The sequence below is a fragment of the Mycobacterium sp. 852002-50816_SCH5313054-b genome, assembly GCF_001667185.1.
GTDB lineage: Bacteria > Actinomycetota > Actinomycetes > Mycobacteriales > Mycobacteriaceae > Mycobacterium.
Window position 1 is genome coordinate 38,184 of the sequence record NZ_LZIC01000131.1, and the last position, 13,377, is coordinate 51,560.

Below are 13,377 nucleotides of genomic sequence, written 5' to 3' on the forward strand. Positions count from 1 at the left end.
CGCAAGACGCTCGACTAGGGTGATGCCCGGCGTACTGACCTACCAAGACCCACCCCTCGTGAAGGAGCCCGCGCGGTGCAATTCGATGTGACGATCGAGATTCCGAAAGGCCAACGCAACAAGTACGAGGTCGATCACGAGACGGGCCGGGTACGTCTGGACCGCTACCTCTACACCTCGATGGCCTATCCCACGGACTACGGGTTCATCGAGGACACCCTGGGCGAGGACGGCGACCCGCTGGACGCCCTGGTGCTGCTGCCGCAGTCGGTGTTCCCCGGCGTGATCGTGGAGGCGCGCCCGGTGGGCATGTTCCGGATGGTCGACGAGGCGGGCGGCGACGACAAGGTGCTGTGCGTGCCGGCCGGCGACCACCGCTGGGACCACGTCCAGGACATCGGCGACGTGCCGGAATTCGAACTGGACGTGATCAAGCACTTCTTCTCGCAGTACAAGGCGCTGGAGCCGGGCAAGTTCGTCAAGGCGGCCGACTGGGTCGACCGCGCCGAAGCCGAAGCGGAGGTGCAGCGTTCGGTGGAGCGGTTCAAGGCGTCCGGCGGGCACTGACCCGCGCTCACGCTTTCGGCATAACCGCGCGCGCCGCGGCGCGGTGGCATCCTGGCGATGTGACCCCGCTGCTCCATTTCGCCGGCAATTTCTGGTGGCTGATCTTCCCACTGGGCGGCTCGATCGCCGCGAGCGTCAGGGCGGTCGCGGCGGCCAACGAGCGCCGCGCCGAACGGCGCCTCGAGCGCTACCGGCTGAAGCAGCAGGCCAAGATCGCGGCGGCACAGGCGTCCGGGCGCGCGCGCGACAACCTGGACGGCTCACGCCGGGAGCTCGCGAAACTGCTTGCGGCGCACGACCGTACCGACGCGCGGTGGTTCGACTACGAGCTCGACATCGCCAAGCTGCTGGACTTCCCCATGATGACCGACATGCGGGCTCCGCTGACCATCGCGTTTCACAGGGCGAAGGCGCGCGCCGACCTGCTGCGCCCGGAGCGCACCGAGGACCTGGTCGGTGACCGGACGGCTCAACGGGAATACCGCGACGCCGTGCACGAGTACATCAGCGCGTTCGAGATCGCCGAGGCCGAGGCGATCCGCCGCCGCCGTAGCGACTTCTCGCAGGACGACCAGCAACGGCTGGCGCGCGCGCAGAACCTGCTGCACCTGGCGCAGGACGAGGCGGCCACGCACGACGAGCGACAGAACGCCTACCTGCGGGCACGCAAGGAACTCGACGGGCTCATCGCGCTGCCGGCGCCGGCCCGCGCCGCCATCGAACGGCGCATCGCCGGGCAGATCGAGGCCTAGGTCGAGTTCGCCGCGGCCCTGGCAGTGCGCCGGTTGCGCAACACGCTCCAGCCCAACGCCGCCGCGATGAAGACCACGCCCACCGAAGCGGTGACCGCCTCGGGCACCTGAAAACGCGGCTCGATGGAGAACAACATGATCGCGGCCAGCACGCCGATCGCCCAGTGCGCGCCGTGTTCCAGGTACACGTAGCGGTCCAGGGCGTCCTGTTGGACGAGATAGATGGTGATCGACCGGACGAACATCGAGCCCACCAGCCCCAGGCCCAGCGCGATGAGGATCGGGTCCGAGGTGATCGCGAAGGCGCCGGTGACCCCGTCGAAGGAGAAGGCGGCGTCGAGCACCTCGAGATAGAGGAACAGCGTCAGCCCGGCCTTGCCGACCGCCGCGCCGGCGGCCTTGCCGGCCGTCACCGCCTCGACGTCGGAGGGCCGAAACGCCCGGCTCATACCGTTGACGATGAGGTAGGTGATCAGACCCAGCAGCCCGGCGATCAAGACCGTCGCGCGTTCGTCGCTGGAGTGCGTCAGCCGCGTCCCGGCAAGGACCAGCGCGGCCGCGGCCACCACCACCGACACCTGACCCAGGCGCCCGATGCGCGCGAACGGGATCTCAATCCACTTGAGCCACTTGATATCCCGGTCGTGGAAGACGAAATCCAAAAACAGCATCAATAGAAAGACTCCGCCGAAGGCCGCGATCTGGGGGTGGGCGGCAACGATCAGCTTTTCGTAGCTGGGTGACCCATCGGGGAATTCCTGCGCACCGTGCGGCGGCGGGTTGAGCGCCAACTCGAATGCGCGCACCGGTGCCAGGCCCGCGGTCGCCCACACGATCAGCAACGGGAACACCAACCGCATGCCGAACACGGCGATCAAGATCCCGATCGTCAGGAACATCTGCCGCCAGAACGGGCTCATCCGCTTCAGGATCGCCGCGTTGATGATCGCGTTGTCGAACGACAGCGACACCTCGAGAACGGCCAGCACCACCAGCACAAAAAGGGCGTTCGGTCCGCCGTGGGCGTACCCGGCGGCGAGCGCCGCCACGGTGATTAACAGCGAAATCCCGAAGATGCGGAACGCGGCCATGGATCCTTCCCGACAGCCGCCCACGATAGCGAACCGCCTCGCCGGCGCGGTCCGTCACTGCCGGGCACTTACTATTTTCAAATTGTGGGGAAACAGGCGCTGCCCCGGTGACCGAAGTCGGGGCCTCCAGGGGGCCGGTCGCGCGTGGCAGCGTGGCCCGGGTCGGCACCGCCACCGCGTTGACCGCGCTGTGCGGGTACGCGGTGATCTATCTGGCCGCCCGTGATCTGGCGCCGCGCGGCTTCTCGATCTTCGGGGTGTTTTGGGGGGCGTTCGGCCTGGTGACCGGCGCCGCCAACGGGTTGCTGCAGGAGAGCACCCGGGAGGTCCGCTCGGCGAGCTACCTCGGCGACATCGGGGCGGCCTCGCTCGGGCGCACCCATCCGCTGCGCGTCGCCGCGCTGGTCGGCGTGGCGGCGGCCGTGGTGATCGCCGGCAGCTCGCCGTTGTGGAGCGCCCGGGTTTTCGTCGAGGCGCGCTGGCTGTCGGTGGCTCTGCTCAGCGTCGGGCTGGCCGGATTCTGCCTGCACGCCACCCTGCTCGGCATGCTGGCCGGCACCAACCACTGGACCTCATACGGGGCGCTCATGGTGACCGACGCGGTCATCCGGGTGGCGGTGGCGGCGGCGACGTTCGCGATCGGCTGGGGCCTGGCCGGGTTCCTGTGGGCCACCGTGGCCGGCGCGACGGCGTGGCTGATCACGCTGGCCATCTCGCCGACGGCGCGCGCAGCGGCCCGGCTGCTGACACCGGGCGACACCGCGACCTTCCTGCGCGGGGCCGCCCACTCGATCACCGCGGCCGGTGCCAGCGCGATCCTGGTGATGGGCTTTCCGGTCCTGCTGAAGCTGACCAGCACCGACCTGGGGGCGGAGGGCGGCGTGATCATCCTCGCGGTGACCTTGACCCGCGCGCCGCTGCTGGTGCCGCTGACCGCCATGCAGGGCAATCTCATCGCTCACTTCGTCGACGAGCGCAGCGACCGGCTCCGGGCGCTGGTACGCCCGGCGGCGATCATCGGCGGCATCGGCGCGGTCGGCGTGCTGGCGGCCGGGGTGGTCGGGCCCTGGTTGCTGCGCGTCTTCTTCGGGCCGCAGTACCAGGCGAGCAGCGCGCTGCTGGCCTGGCTGACGGCGGCCGCCGTGGCGATCGCCATGCTGACGCTGACCGGCGCCGCCACCGTCGCGGCCGCACTGCATCGGGCCTATGCGCTGGGGTGGGTCGGGGCGACGGTGGCGTCGGGGCTGTTGTTGATGTTGCCGCTGCCGCTGCAGACGCGCACCGTGGTCGGCCTGTTGTGCGGCCCGCTGGTGGGAATCGGTGTCCACCTGGCGGCGCTGGCGCGCGCCGGGCGCTTAACCGGCTGATCCTGGCTACCCTTATGGGCTTAGATGGCTACTGAATCCCAATACTCCGGCGTCTGGATCGTCATTCCCGCCTTCAACGAGGCCGCGGTCATCGGCGAGGTGATCGCCGACGTGCGCTCGGTCTTCGATCACGCCGTCTGCGTGGACGACGGCAGCACCGACGGCACGGGCGAGATCGCCCGGCGGGCCGGGGCCCATTTGGTGCGCCATCCGGTCAACCTCGGCCAGGGCGCGGCGATCCAGACCGGCGTCGAGTACGCCCGCAAGCAGCCGGGGGCGCAGGTGTTCGCCACCTTCGACGCCGACGGCCAGCACCGCGTCAAGGACGTGGCCGCGATGGTCGACCGGCTCGGCGCGGCCGACGTCGACGTCGTCATCGGCACCCGGTTCGGCACGCGGGAGGGCAGCCGGCCGCCGTTTTTCAAGCGGATCGTGCTGCAGACCGCGGCGCGGCTCAGCCGCCGCGGTCGCCGACTTGGCTTGACCGACACCAACAATGGGCTGCGCGTGTTCAACAAGAGGGTCGCCGACGGGCTCGACATCACCATGAGCGGCATGAGCCACGCCAATGAGTTCATTTCGTTGATTGCCGAAAACCATTGGCGCGTAGCGGAACAACCCGTCGAGGTGCTGTACACCGAATACTCGAAGTCCAAGGGGCAACCCCTGCTCAACGGCGTCAACATCATTTTCGACGGGTTCCTGCGAGGGAGGACTTCGAGATGAACTGGATCCAGGTGCTGCTGATCGGGGCGATCGTCGCGCTACTGGTCTACCTGCTGAGGTCCCGCCGGAGCTCACGATCCAAGGCGTGGGTCAAGGTCGGTTACGTCATGTTCGTGCTCGCCGGCGTCTACGCCGTGCTGCGGCCCGACGATACGACGGTGGTGGCGCACTGGTTCGGCGTGCGCCGTGGCACCGACCTGATGCTCTACGCGCTGATCATGGCGTTCAGCTTCACCACGCTGAGCACCTACATGCGGTTCAAGGACCTGGAATTGCGCTACGCGCGACTGGCCCGGGCCGTCGCGCTGGAGGGCGCACAGGAACCCGAGCAGCGCACGGCGTCGTCGAGCTGACCCGCGACCACCACCGCAAAACCTTTGGGATGAAACCGAAGTCGGACGCCTCCGCGATGTGGCGACTGGCCTAACCGATCAGCCCGTGGGTGCCTCGGTTGCCGTACAGCCGGCCGCCGGTACCACCGCTGCCGCCGATGCCTACGTTGCCAGTCCCGGGGGCGGCGCCGCCGTTGCCGCCATTGCCGCCATTGCCGATCTGCCCGACGACGTTCCCGCCGTTACCGCCGGTACCGCCGTTACCAGTCAAATTCCCGCCGCTGCCGCCGGTGCCGCCGTTGCCGGCATTGCCGATCAGTCCGACGGCGGCACCGCCATTACCGCCATTGCCGCCCGAGCCGCTCGCCACGCCATTGCTGCCGTTCCCACCGGAGCCGCCGTTGCCGTACAGCCGTCCTCCGGCGCCGCCGTCACCACCCTGGGCGCCGGTGCCGAACACGGGCGTTCCGCCGTTGCCGCCGGCGCCCCCGCTGCCGAACATGCCCGCGTTCCCGCCGGCACCGCCGGCCTGGGCGCTCCCGCCATTGCCGCCGTTACCCCCGTCACCCCGCAGGTAGCCGCCGTTCCCGCCGGCCCCGGCGGCGCCGCCGGGGCCGGTGCCGCCGCTGGCGATGCCGCCGCTGCCACCGCTGCCGCCGTTGCCGTACATGCCAGCGTCGCCGCCGGTGGCACCGGCCCCGCCGCGGGCTCCGCCGTTACCGCCGTTGCCGCCGGCGCCGCCATCGCCGTGCAGCAGCCCGCCAGTGCCCGCCGCGCCGCCGGCCGCGCCGACCCCGTTAAAACCGGCATTGCCGCCCCTGCCGCCACTGCCGCCATTGCCCCACAGTCCAGCGTTGCCGCCCGCACCGCCGACGGCGCCCGGGGCGGTGGCGGCGTCACCGCCGTTGCCGCCCGCACCGCCATTACCCCACAAGGCCCCGCCATGACCACCATTGCCGCCGGGCTCACCGGGCCCACCGAGCCCGCCGGTGCCGCCGGCGCCGAAAAGCCCGGCAGCCCCCCCACCGCCGCCGGCCTCGCCGGCCCCGCCGGAGCCGCCGCTTCCGCCGTTGCCGAACAGCAGCCCCCCGCTGCCGCCCGCCTGGCCCGTGCCGTTGCTCGCGTTACCGCCGTTGCCGCCGAGCTGTGCGTTGCCGCCCCTACCGCCGGTTCCCGCGGTGACGGTCCCGGCGCCACCCGTGTCGCCGCCGTTACCGCCGCTGCCGAAGAGACCCGCATTGCCGCCGTTACCGCCGCTGCCGCCATTCATGCCGGCACCGCCGGCGCCGCCGTTGCCGAGCAGCCCCACGGCATTGCCGCCGTTACCGCCGATGCCGGTTCCGCCGTTCAAAGGGACACCGGCGTCGCCGCCGCGGCCGCCGTCGCCATACACCAGTCCTCCCGTACCGCCAGCGCCTCCGGTGCCGCCGTTGTTATTGCCCCCGAAACCGCCCGCGCCGGGCCCGCCCGTGCCGCCGGCCCCGCCGTGACCGAACAGACCCATGGCATTGCCGCCGTTACCGCCGTTACCGCCGTTGACGACACCTCCCTGGAGGCCCACGCCGCCGTGGCCGCCGATACCGCCGTTACCGGCCACGATCCCGCCATTGCCGCCCGCCCCGCCGGCCTGTTGCACGAACGCGGCGCCACCGGCACCGCCGTTGCCGATCAGCCAGGCGTGCCCACCGTTACCGGGGGCGAGAGCCTGGCCGATGGACTGGCCACCGTCGCCGCCGTTGCCATACAGGAACCCGCCATTCGCGCCGGCTTGACCACTGCCGCCGGTGCCGCCGTTGCCGACCAATAGTCCCGCGTGGCCGGCGGCGCCGCCCAGAACATTCCCGCCGACGGCCATCCCGCCCCTGCCGCCATTGCCGAACAGCTGGGCGTTGCCGCCGGCTCCGGCCGCGCCGGACGTCGCCACCGTGCCGCCGATACCACCGTCGCCGCCGTTACCGGCGTTGCCGTACCACAGCCCGCCATTCGCGCCGGGCCGGCCGGCGCCACCGGCGCCGGTACCACTGCCGCCGTCGCCGCCGTTACCGCCGGCGCCACCGAAGAACCCCGCGGCACCCGCGGCGCCGCCGCTACCGCCGTTCCCGCCTCCGATGCCGAAGCCGTTGCCCCCGGTGCCGCCGTTGCCACCACCACCACCGAACAGCCCACCGGCAGCGCCATTCCCGCCGGCGCCGCCGGCGCCGCCGGCCGCGGAATTGTTCGCGCCGGCCCCGCCGCTGCCGCCGTGACCCCACAGCAGCCCGGCCGCCCCGCCGTTGCCGCCGGGCCCGCCCGTGGCGGCCACGCCGGATCCGCCGTTGCCGCCGTTGCCGATCAGGATCCCGGCGGCCCCGCCGTTTAACCCGCTGCCGGCGGGTGCGTCGGCGCCATTGCCGATCAACGGGCGTCCCACCAGCGCCTCGGTGGGAGCGTTAATCAGGTTCAGCGCGGCCTGCAGGGGACTCGCGTTGGCCGCCTCGGCGGCCGCATACGAGCTCGCGGCGCCATTCACCGCCTGCGCAAACTGCTCGTGAAACGCCGCCGCCTGGGCGCTGACCGCCTGGTAGACCAGCGCGTGTTCCCCAAACAGCGACGCAATCGCCGCCGACACCTCGTCCGCAGCCGCCGCCAACAACCCAGTTGTCGGGGCCGCCGCCGCCACGTTGGCCGCGCGGACCGCCGAACCAATATTCGCCAAATCCATTGCCGCCGCAGCCAATTCCGGATCCGCGCTCACAAGCAACATGACGATCCTCCACCCTGGGATACCTCAGCCATAGCCAGAGCCGCTAGCACAGGCCAATGGTATAGCGGTCCCCGATCCAGGTCGCCAGTTCCGCCAGTTTGTCGGGCCAACAATTGATCGGACATTTCGCGATCGGCGCTGTCACTCCACCAGCGTGACGCTGTTGCGGGGCAAGGCTTTAGACCGGACACAACCCGAACAGCCGTCGAACGTGTAACCAGGGCGGAAAATCCGCCGGATTTTCGCCGTCAGTGCACGCTCGGCGGAGGGTCAAACGGTGTGGGCGTTGCGGAAGTACTCCACCGTGCGGCGCACGCCCTCGTCGAGCTGAATTTGCGGGCGCCAGCCCAAAACCTCTGCGGCCAGGCCGATGTCGAGGCACGACCGCTTCAGGTCACCCAGGCGATCCGGATGAAAGTCCGGGTCGTCTGGCCCCCCGACGGCCGCGGCCACCGCCGAATGCAGTTGGCGGTCCGATGTTTCTATTCCGGTGCCGACGTTGAAGCGCAGCCCAGCGCCCGCGTCGCCGGAGGCCTTCACGAAGGCGTCCACCACGTCGTCGACGTACACGTAGTCGCGGGTCTTTCCGCCGTCGCCGAACACCTTGGTGGGCTTTCCCGACAGCAGCGCCTGGGCGAAGATCGCCACCACGCCCGCCTCGCCGTGCGGGTCCTGGCGGGGGCCGTACACGTTCGCGGGCGCAATGTGCGAGCAGTCCAGGCCGTACAGGTGGCGGAACGTGTTCAGGTAGATCTCGCCGGCCACCTTGCCCGCGGCGTACGGCGACGCCGGGTCGGTGGGCACTGTCTCGGGGGTCGGGTACACCGGCGGCGTGCCATAGATGGATCCCCCCGACGAGGTGTGCACGATCTTGCGCACCCCGGTCAGGCGGGCCGCCTCGGCCAGGCGGACGGTGCCGATGACGTTGACCGACGCGTCGAACTGGGGGTCGGCCACCGAGTGCCGCACGTCGATCTGGGCCGCGAGGTGGAACACCACCTCCGGGCGGTGCTCGTCCAGGATGGCGTGCAGGTCGGCGGTGACGATGTCGGCCTCGACGAAGACGTGGGCCGGGTTGTCGGCCAGGTGCTCGAGGTTGGTCGCGCGGCCGGTCGCGAAATTGTCCAGCCCCACCACCGTGTGACCGTCGGCCAGCAGGCGGTCGACTAGCGTCGACCCGATGAATCCGGCTCCCCCGGTGACCAGTGCGCGCACCGGCCCACCATACAAGCGGGGGGTCATGGCGGCAGCCGCCGCACTCATCGTCGCGCAGCTGGGGGTCCGCGCGGTGCTGGCCTGCCGGGGCTACTTCTACTGGGACGACCTGATTCTCATCGGGAAGGCCGGCACCGAGGGCCTGCTGTCTCCGTCGTACCTGTTCGACGACCACGACGCCCACGTGATGCCGGCCGCGTTCCTGGTCGCCGGCGCCATCACCCGGCTGGCCCCGCTGGAGTGGACGCTGCCGGCGATCAGCCTGGTGGTGTTGCAGCTGGTGGCCTCGCTGGCCCTGCTGCGCGCGCTGCACGTCGTCCTCGGCTGGCGCTGGGCGCTGCTGATCCCGTTGACGTTCGCGCTGTTCACGCCGCTGGGCGTGCCGGGTTTCGCGTGGTGGTCCGCGGCGCTGAATGGGCTGCCCATGCTGGCGGCGCTGGCGTGGGTGACCGCCGACGCGATCCTGCTGGTCCGCACCGGGAACCAGCGCTACGCCCTGACCGGCGCGCTGGTGTATGTCGGCGGCCTGCTGTTCTTCGAGAAGGCCGGGGTGATTCCGTTCGTCGCGTTCGCGGTGGCCGCCCTGCTGTGCCACGTGTCCGGTGACGGGTCGGCGCTGGCGACGGTGTGGCGGGGCGGCCAGCGGTTGTGGATCGCGGCGCTGGCGTTGACGGTCGCGTGGGTCGCGCTGTACCTGGCCGTGGTCAATCAGAAGCGGTGGAGTTCCGACCTGGCGATGACGGGGGATCTGCTGTGGCGATCGGTCACCCACGGCATCGTGCCGGGGCTGGCCGGCGGGCCGTGGCACTGGGACCGGTGGGCCCCGGCCTCGCCATGGGCCACGCCCCCGCCGTCGGTGATGGCGCTCGGCTGGCTGGTGCTGATCGCGGCGGTTGGCCTGTCGCTGTGGCGCAAGCGCGGCATCGGGCCGGTGTGGCTGACCGCGGCCGGTTACGCCGTCGCGTGTCAGGTGCCGATCTATCTGATGCGGTCGTCGAAGCAGACGGCGCTGGAGCTGGCGCAGACGCTGCGCTATCTGCCGGATCTCGTCGTCGTGCTGGCCTTGCTCGCGGCCGTCGCATTGTGCGCTCCCAACCGGCCGGCCACGGCGCGTTGGCTGGACGCGTCCCCGAAACGGGCCGCGGCGACGGTGGGTTTGGCGGTGGCGTTCGTGGCGAGCAGCCTGTACTCGACGGCGACGTTCCTGACCAGCTGGCGGGACAACCCCACACAGACGTACCTGCAAAACGCCCGGGCCGGTCTGGCCGCCGCCCGCGCTGCCTCGGACGCACCGCTGCTGGATCAGGAGGTCGACCCGCTGATCCTGCAGCGGGTGGCCGCACCGCAGAACCTGGCCAGCCACATGTTCGCGCTGCTGCGGGACAGACCCGAATTCGACTCCGCAACATCACAATTGCGAATGATCGACAGCTCGGGCCGGCTGATCAACGCGCGCGTGACCTGGATCCGCACCATCGTGCCAGGGCCCATGCCGCAGTGCGGCTATTTCGCCCAGCCGGACAGGCCGGCGCGGCTGGTTCTCGACGGCCCGCTGCTGCCCGCCGATTGGACCGTCGAGCTCAATTACCTTGCCAACAGCGACGGTTCGATGACGCTGGCGCTGTCCGAGGGTCCCGACGTGAAGGTTCTGGTCCATCCGGGCCTGAACCGGGTCTTCGTGCGGCTGCCCGGCGCCGGGGATGCGCTCAACGTCCGGGCCAACACGACCGCGCTGGCGTTGTGCCTCGCGGCGGGACCGGTCGGATTCGTCGCGCCGGCCTAGCGCGCATCCCGGCTGAGGTCGGCCAGGGCCTGGGCGCGCGCGGTAACGGCGATCACGGAGGCGACGGCGCCGTCGGCGACGCGGGCGATCCCGGCGGCGTGCAGCGCTGCGGGCTTTCCGGCAAGTTGTTCGGAGCCGGCGCCCAATCCACCCCGGTAGGAGCCGTGGATCGTGACGTGGAACGGAACATCATCGCCAGCGGAAAAGAGGTCGTTGATCACCACACGGTCGGGATCGAGCACCGCTTCGTAAGCGGCGCCGGTGCGTTCGTCGTCGATCTCATGCAGCGGGGCGTCGGCAAGGTCCCCTTTTTCCAGCCACCCGCGCACGGTTGCTTCGGCCTCGGGGTCGGCCGGCACCGCCTCGGTCGTCGTCCATGGATCGACGTGCGGCGGGATCAGCGGATGCGTTCGGCCGCTGCCGATTTGGGCCCGCATCGCGAAATAGTCCTGCTCGACGTAGTTTTCGGTCAGGCGGTTGCCGTTCCATTTGTAGAGACCGACGCCGCGCCAGCAGGTGAGCGCCCGCGATCCTCCCGCCGGCATGGCCGCATGTTCGCTGAAGTGCATGCACAGCCGGTCGCCGTTGAGCACGAACTCGTGCACGACGATGCCCAGACCCTGAGCGGCGTCGAAGATCTGCCGAACGGCCTCCGCGTACGTGGTGGACCGGACGAGCGTCAGGCCGTTGATGTGCACGACGTAATCGGGCTCCATGATCTCGGGGCAGACCGATTGGTCGTGCGAATTGGTGTAGTCGATGCAGTACCTGCGCATCAGCGCGACGAAAGGATGCATGTCATTTCGCAGCGTTCGGGCCGAGAAGCTCTGGCACACGCAGGGATTCGGGGACGTTCTCGGCGCCTATGGCACGGTCGATCGCTTCGTGCAGGTAATAGATTCGCCGCTCGTGGTAGCCGAGCCGCAGCGACTCGAGGGCTCCCGCGTCGAGCGACCGCTGTACGCCGGGCAGGACGTTGAGATCTTCGAAGAGCACCTGGGACAAGACCGCGATGACGGCGTCGTGGGTCTCCCGGTTCGCGTCGGTGGCCAGCGACGAACACCAGTGGACGCAATACGTCGACGTGGCCGGGCCGGTCGGCCAATTCGTGATCAAGAAGACGAACCCCGTGCCGTTGAACACGATGCTCAGGTTCGGGAAGACGTGGTAGGAGAACGTGCCCCGGAATGGCAGATCACCGAGACCCGGAAACACGCACGGGAACGATGACAGCGACTCGCCGTCGATGCCGTCGCGATACGAGACGAGCATCCGGGAATGCCCGTTGCGCAACAGCTGTATGCCGGTCGCGGATTGCTGAAGCGCGCGGGCGGCCGAGGCGCGGTGCACGTAGTTGACGTGGTAGGTCTCGAGGTTGGCGTCGACCGGCAGCTTCCAGTTGACCGGGACGTCGCGCACCGTGCGGTTCACCAGGTGTAGTCGCCCGTCGAGCTCGGCGAAGTCGCTCAGATCCTCACCGACGGCGCCGAGAAACTCCGACAACGGCTGCGCGTCGGGGTCGAGGTTGACGAACACGAGGGGACCCCACGACTCGCAGCGCACCTCGGCCAGGCCGTGGCACTCGGGGTCCAGGCCGGAGAAGTTGGACCCCTCGGGGTAGCCCACCAGTTTTCCCTCGAGCGAGTACGTCCAGGCATGAAAAGGACACGTGAGCCGGCGGCCGGCGTTGCCCTGCGGCTCTTCGAGGAGCGCGGCCCCCCGATGCCGGCAGGTGTTGTAGAAGGCGCGAATGACGTTGTCCCGACCTCGGATCAGCATGACCGGCTTGTCGAGCTGCTCCAGCAAGACATAGTCGCCCGGGCTCCGGAGTTGATCGGCGTGCGCGACGAACAGCCACGAGCGCGAAAAGACCGCGGCGGCTTCGAGTTTTGCGAAGTCTGCTTCGAAATAGCGTCCGGCGGGCACGGGTGGGAGCACGGGGAAGTCCGGCGGATACGCCCGCCGATCCGCCTCGTCTTGCGCGTGCCGCTTGATCCCGTCCATCAGCTGGGAGCTCATCGCCACCACCCGAGTATATGAATGATCGCTCATTTATCAAGACATCAGGTCTTCTTCGCGCAAGAATGGCGAGCATGCCGAGCAAGCAGGAGGCGCCCGCGCGCCGGCCGCGGGGCCGGCCGCCGAACTCGGACGGTCAGCTCACCGCCCAGCGACTCCTTGACGCCGCGGCGGCGGTCTGCGTCGAGAGGGGCGTCGAAGGCAGCACGTTGCCGCGGATCGCGGAGCGCGCGGGCCTATCGCCGACCGCCGTGTACAACCACTTTCACAGCCGGGAGGAGTTGCTGTACGCGGCGGCGGTGCGTGCCCTCGACCAGATCACCGCGGCCGCGCTGCGGGCCGGACGCGGCGCCGGGACCCTGCAAGCCATCGCGATGGCCTACCTGCGGCCGGAGATGACACAACACCGACGCCTGATCGCCGAATTGCACCTGGCCAGCCGGCGCGACGAGCGATTGGCGGCGTTGATCGCGCAGTGGCACCAGGAGTACGCCGACCGGTTCGTGGGAGCCCTGGCGGGGAGCGATGCCAACCCGAAAGCCACGACGAAAGTCGTGTTCCTGCTATTGCTCGGGCTTTGTCACTTCGACGACCTGTCGGCGCTCAGGGCGTCGCGCGCCGCGGTGGCCGAGCGGGTCGAGCGCCTCATCGAGGTGCTGTTACCGGGACGAGCCACCTAGGAGAATCGAACTCCTGACCTGCTCATTACGAGTGAGCCGCTCTACCGACTGAGCTAAGGTGGCGTGCCCTGTCGGGCGGCACGAGTCTACGGCAGGCGGGCC

12 protein-coding genes and 1 tRNA gene are annotated in these 13,377 nt (G+C 69.9%); 7 read left to right on the plus strand and 6 right to left on the minus strand.

Features of this window, described 5'->3' with window-relative positions; translation table 11 throughout:
• Window positions 1-75 precede the first annotated feature (75 nt).
• Both A5787_RS23595 and A5787_RS23600 read left to right on the plus strand, forming a co-directional pair.
• The gene (locus A5787_RS23595; RefSeq protein WP_066971559.1) at window positions 76-567 is read left to right on the plus strand and encodes an inorganic diphosphatase; all 492 of its coding nucleotides are present in this window, start codon (window positions 76-78) and stop codon (window positions 565-567) included.
• 59 nt (window positions 568-626) lie between these two features.
• Window positions 627-1,319, plus strand: coding sequence for a hypothetical protein (locus A5787_RS23600; protein WP_066971560.1), 693 nt, complete (start codon window positions 627-629; stop codon window positions 1,317-1,319).
• Here the strand turns inward: A5787_RS23600 and A5787_RS23605 are convergent.
• A complete protein-coding gene (locus A5787_RS23605; protein ID WP_066971561.1) occupies window positions 1,316-2,410 on the minus strand; it encodes a DUF475 domain-containing protein in 1,095 nt (364 codons plus the stop codon). The genes A5787_RS23600 and A5787_RS23605 overlap by 4 nt on opposite strands.
• 107 nt (window positions 2,411-2,517) lie before the next feature.
• Between A5787_RS23605 and A5787_RS23610 the strand changes: the two genes are divergently transcribed.
• From A5787_RS23610 to A5787_RS23620, 3 genes are read left to right on the plus strand one after another with little or no spacing between them, the layout of a single operon-like run.
• Window positions 2,518-3,777 carry a hypothetical protein gene (locus A5787_RS23610; protein WP_066971562.1) on the plus strand — a complete coding sequence of 420 codons (1,260 nt, stop codon included), beginning with the start codon at window positions 2,518-2,520 and terminating at the stop codon, window positions 3,775-3,777.
• A gap of 24 nt (window positions 3,778-3,801) precedes the next feature.
• On the plus strand, window positions 3,802-4,503 hold the full coding sequence (locus tag A5787_RS23615) for a glycosyltransferase family 2 protein (RefSeq protein ID WP_066971566.1): 702 nt from the start codon (window positions 3,802-3,804) through the stop codon (window positions 4,501-4,503).
• Window positions 4,500-4,856 (plus strand): DUF2304 domain-containing protein, encoded by a 357-nt coding sequence (locus tag A5787_RS23620; protein ID WP_066971568.1) that lies wholly within the window; start codon window positions 4,500-4,502, stop codon window positions 4,854-4,856. Before A5787_RS23615 ends, A5787_RS23620 begins: the two co-directional genes overlap by 4 nt.
• Window positions 4,857-4,926: 70 nt before the next feature.
• Here A5787_RS23620 and A5787_RS23625 read toward each other — a convergent pair whose 3' ends face one another.
• Window positions 4,927-7,578 (minus strand): PE family protein, encoded by a 2,652-nt coding sequence (locus A5787_RS23625; protein WP_066971570.1) that lies wholly within the window; start codon window positions 7,576-7,578, stop codon window positions 4,927-4,929.
• Window positions 7,579-7,848: 270 nt separating this feature from the next.
• Window positions 7,849-8,793 (minus strand): NAD-dependent epimerase/dehydratase family protein, encoded by a 945-nt coding sequence (locus tag A5787_RS23630; protein WP_066971572.1) that lies wholly within the window; start codon window positions 8,791-8,793, stop codon window positions 7,849-7,851.
• 25 nt (window positions 8,794-8,818) lie between these two features.
• Between A5787_RS23630 and A5787_RS23635 the strand changes: the two genes are divergently transcribed.
• Entirely contained in the window at window positions 8,819-10,576 is a 1,758-nt protein-coding gene (locus A5787_RS23635; protein ID WP_066971641.1) for a hypothetical protein, read from the plus strand.
• Here A5787_RS23635 and A5787_RS23640 read toward each other — a convergent pair.
• Both A5787_RS23640 and A5787_RS23645 read right to left on the minus strand, forming a co-directional pair.
• The gene (locus A5787_RS23640; protein WP_066971573.1) at window positions 10,573-11,373 is read right to left on the minus strand and encodes a hypothetical protein; all 801 of its coding nucleotides are present in this window, start codon (window positions 11,371-11,373) and stop codon (window positions 10,573-10,575) included. The genes A5787_RS23635 and A5787_RS23640 overlap by 4 nt on opposite strands.
• Before the next feature lies 1 nt (window position 11,374).
• Window positions 11,375-12,595: an SRPBCC family protein gene (locus tag A5787_RS23645; RefSeq protein WP_231994137.1), complete on the minus strand. Its 1,221-nt coding sequence runs from the start codon at window positions 12,593-12,595 to the stop codon at window positions 11,375-11,377.
• A 74-nt stretch (window positions 12,596-12,669) separates the two neighbouring features.
• Between A5787_RS23645 and A5787_RS23650 the strand changes: the two genes are divergently transcribed.
• Complete coding sequence (locus A5787_RS23650) at window positions 12,670-13,275, plus strand: TetR/AcrR family transcriptional regulator (RefSeq protein ID WP_197507367.1); 606 nt, start codon at window positions 12,670-12,672, stop codon at window positions 13,273-13,275.
• On the opposite strand, the gene A5787_RS23655 is transcribed toward A5787_RS23650, so the two are convergent.
• Window positions 13,266-13,338: transfer RNA gene (locus A5787_RS23655), tRNA-Thr, on the minus strand. The genes A5787_RS23650 and A5787_RS23655 overlap by 10 nt on opposite strands.
• Window positions 13,339-13,377: the final 39 nt, after the last annotated feature.

What these genes read in the sequence shown, in the direction of transcription:
- A5787_RS23645 (WP_231994137.1), bottom strand. Translation starts at nt 12,595, where the DNA reads ATGAGCTCCCAGCTGATGGACGGGATCAAGCGGCACGCGCAAGACGAG.
- A5787_RS23650 (WP_197507367.1), top strand. Translation starts at nt 12,670, where the DNA reads ATGCCGAGCAAGCAGGAGGCGCCCGCGCGCCGGCCGCGGGGCCGGCCG.
- A5787_RS23620 (WP_066971568.1), top strand. Translation starts at nt 4,500, where the DNA reads ATGAACTGGATCCAGGTGCTGCTGATCGGGGCGATCGTCGCGCTACTG.
- A5787_RS23615 (WP_066971566.1), top strand. Translation starts at nt 3,802, where the DNA reads ATGGCTACTGAATCCCAATACTCCGGCGTCTGGATCGTCATTCCCGCC.
- A5787_RS23605 (WP_066971561.1), bottom strand. Translation starts at nt 2,410, where the DNA reads ATGGCCGCGTTCCGCATCTTCGGGATTTCGCTGTTAATCACCGTGGCG.
- A5787_RS23640 (WP_066971573.1), bottom strand. Translation starts at nt 11,373, where the DNA reads ATGCATCCTTTCGTCGCGCTGATGCGCAGGTACTGCATCGACTACACC.
- A5787_RS23635 (WP_066971641.1), top strand. Translation starts at nt 8,819, where the DNA reads ATGGCGGCAGCCGCCGCACTCATCGTCGCGCAGCTGGGGGTCCGCGCG.
- A5787_RS23625 (WP_066971570.1), bottom strand. Translation starts at nt 7,578, where the DNA reads ATGTTGCTTGTGAGCGCGGATCCGGAATTGGCTGCGGCGGCAATGGAT.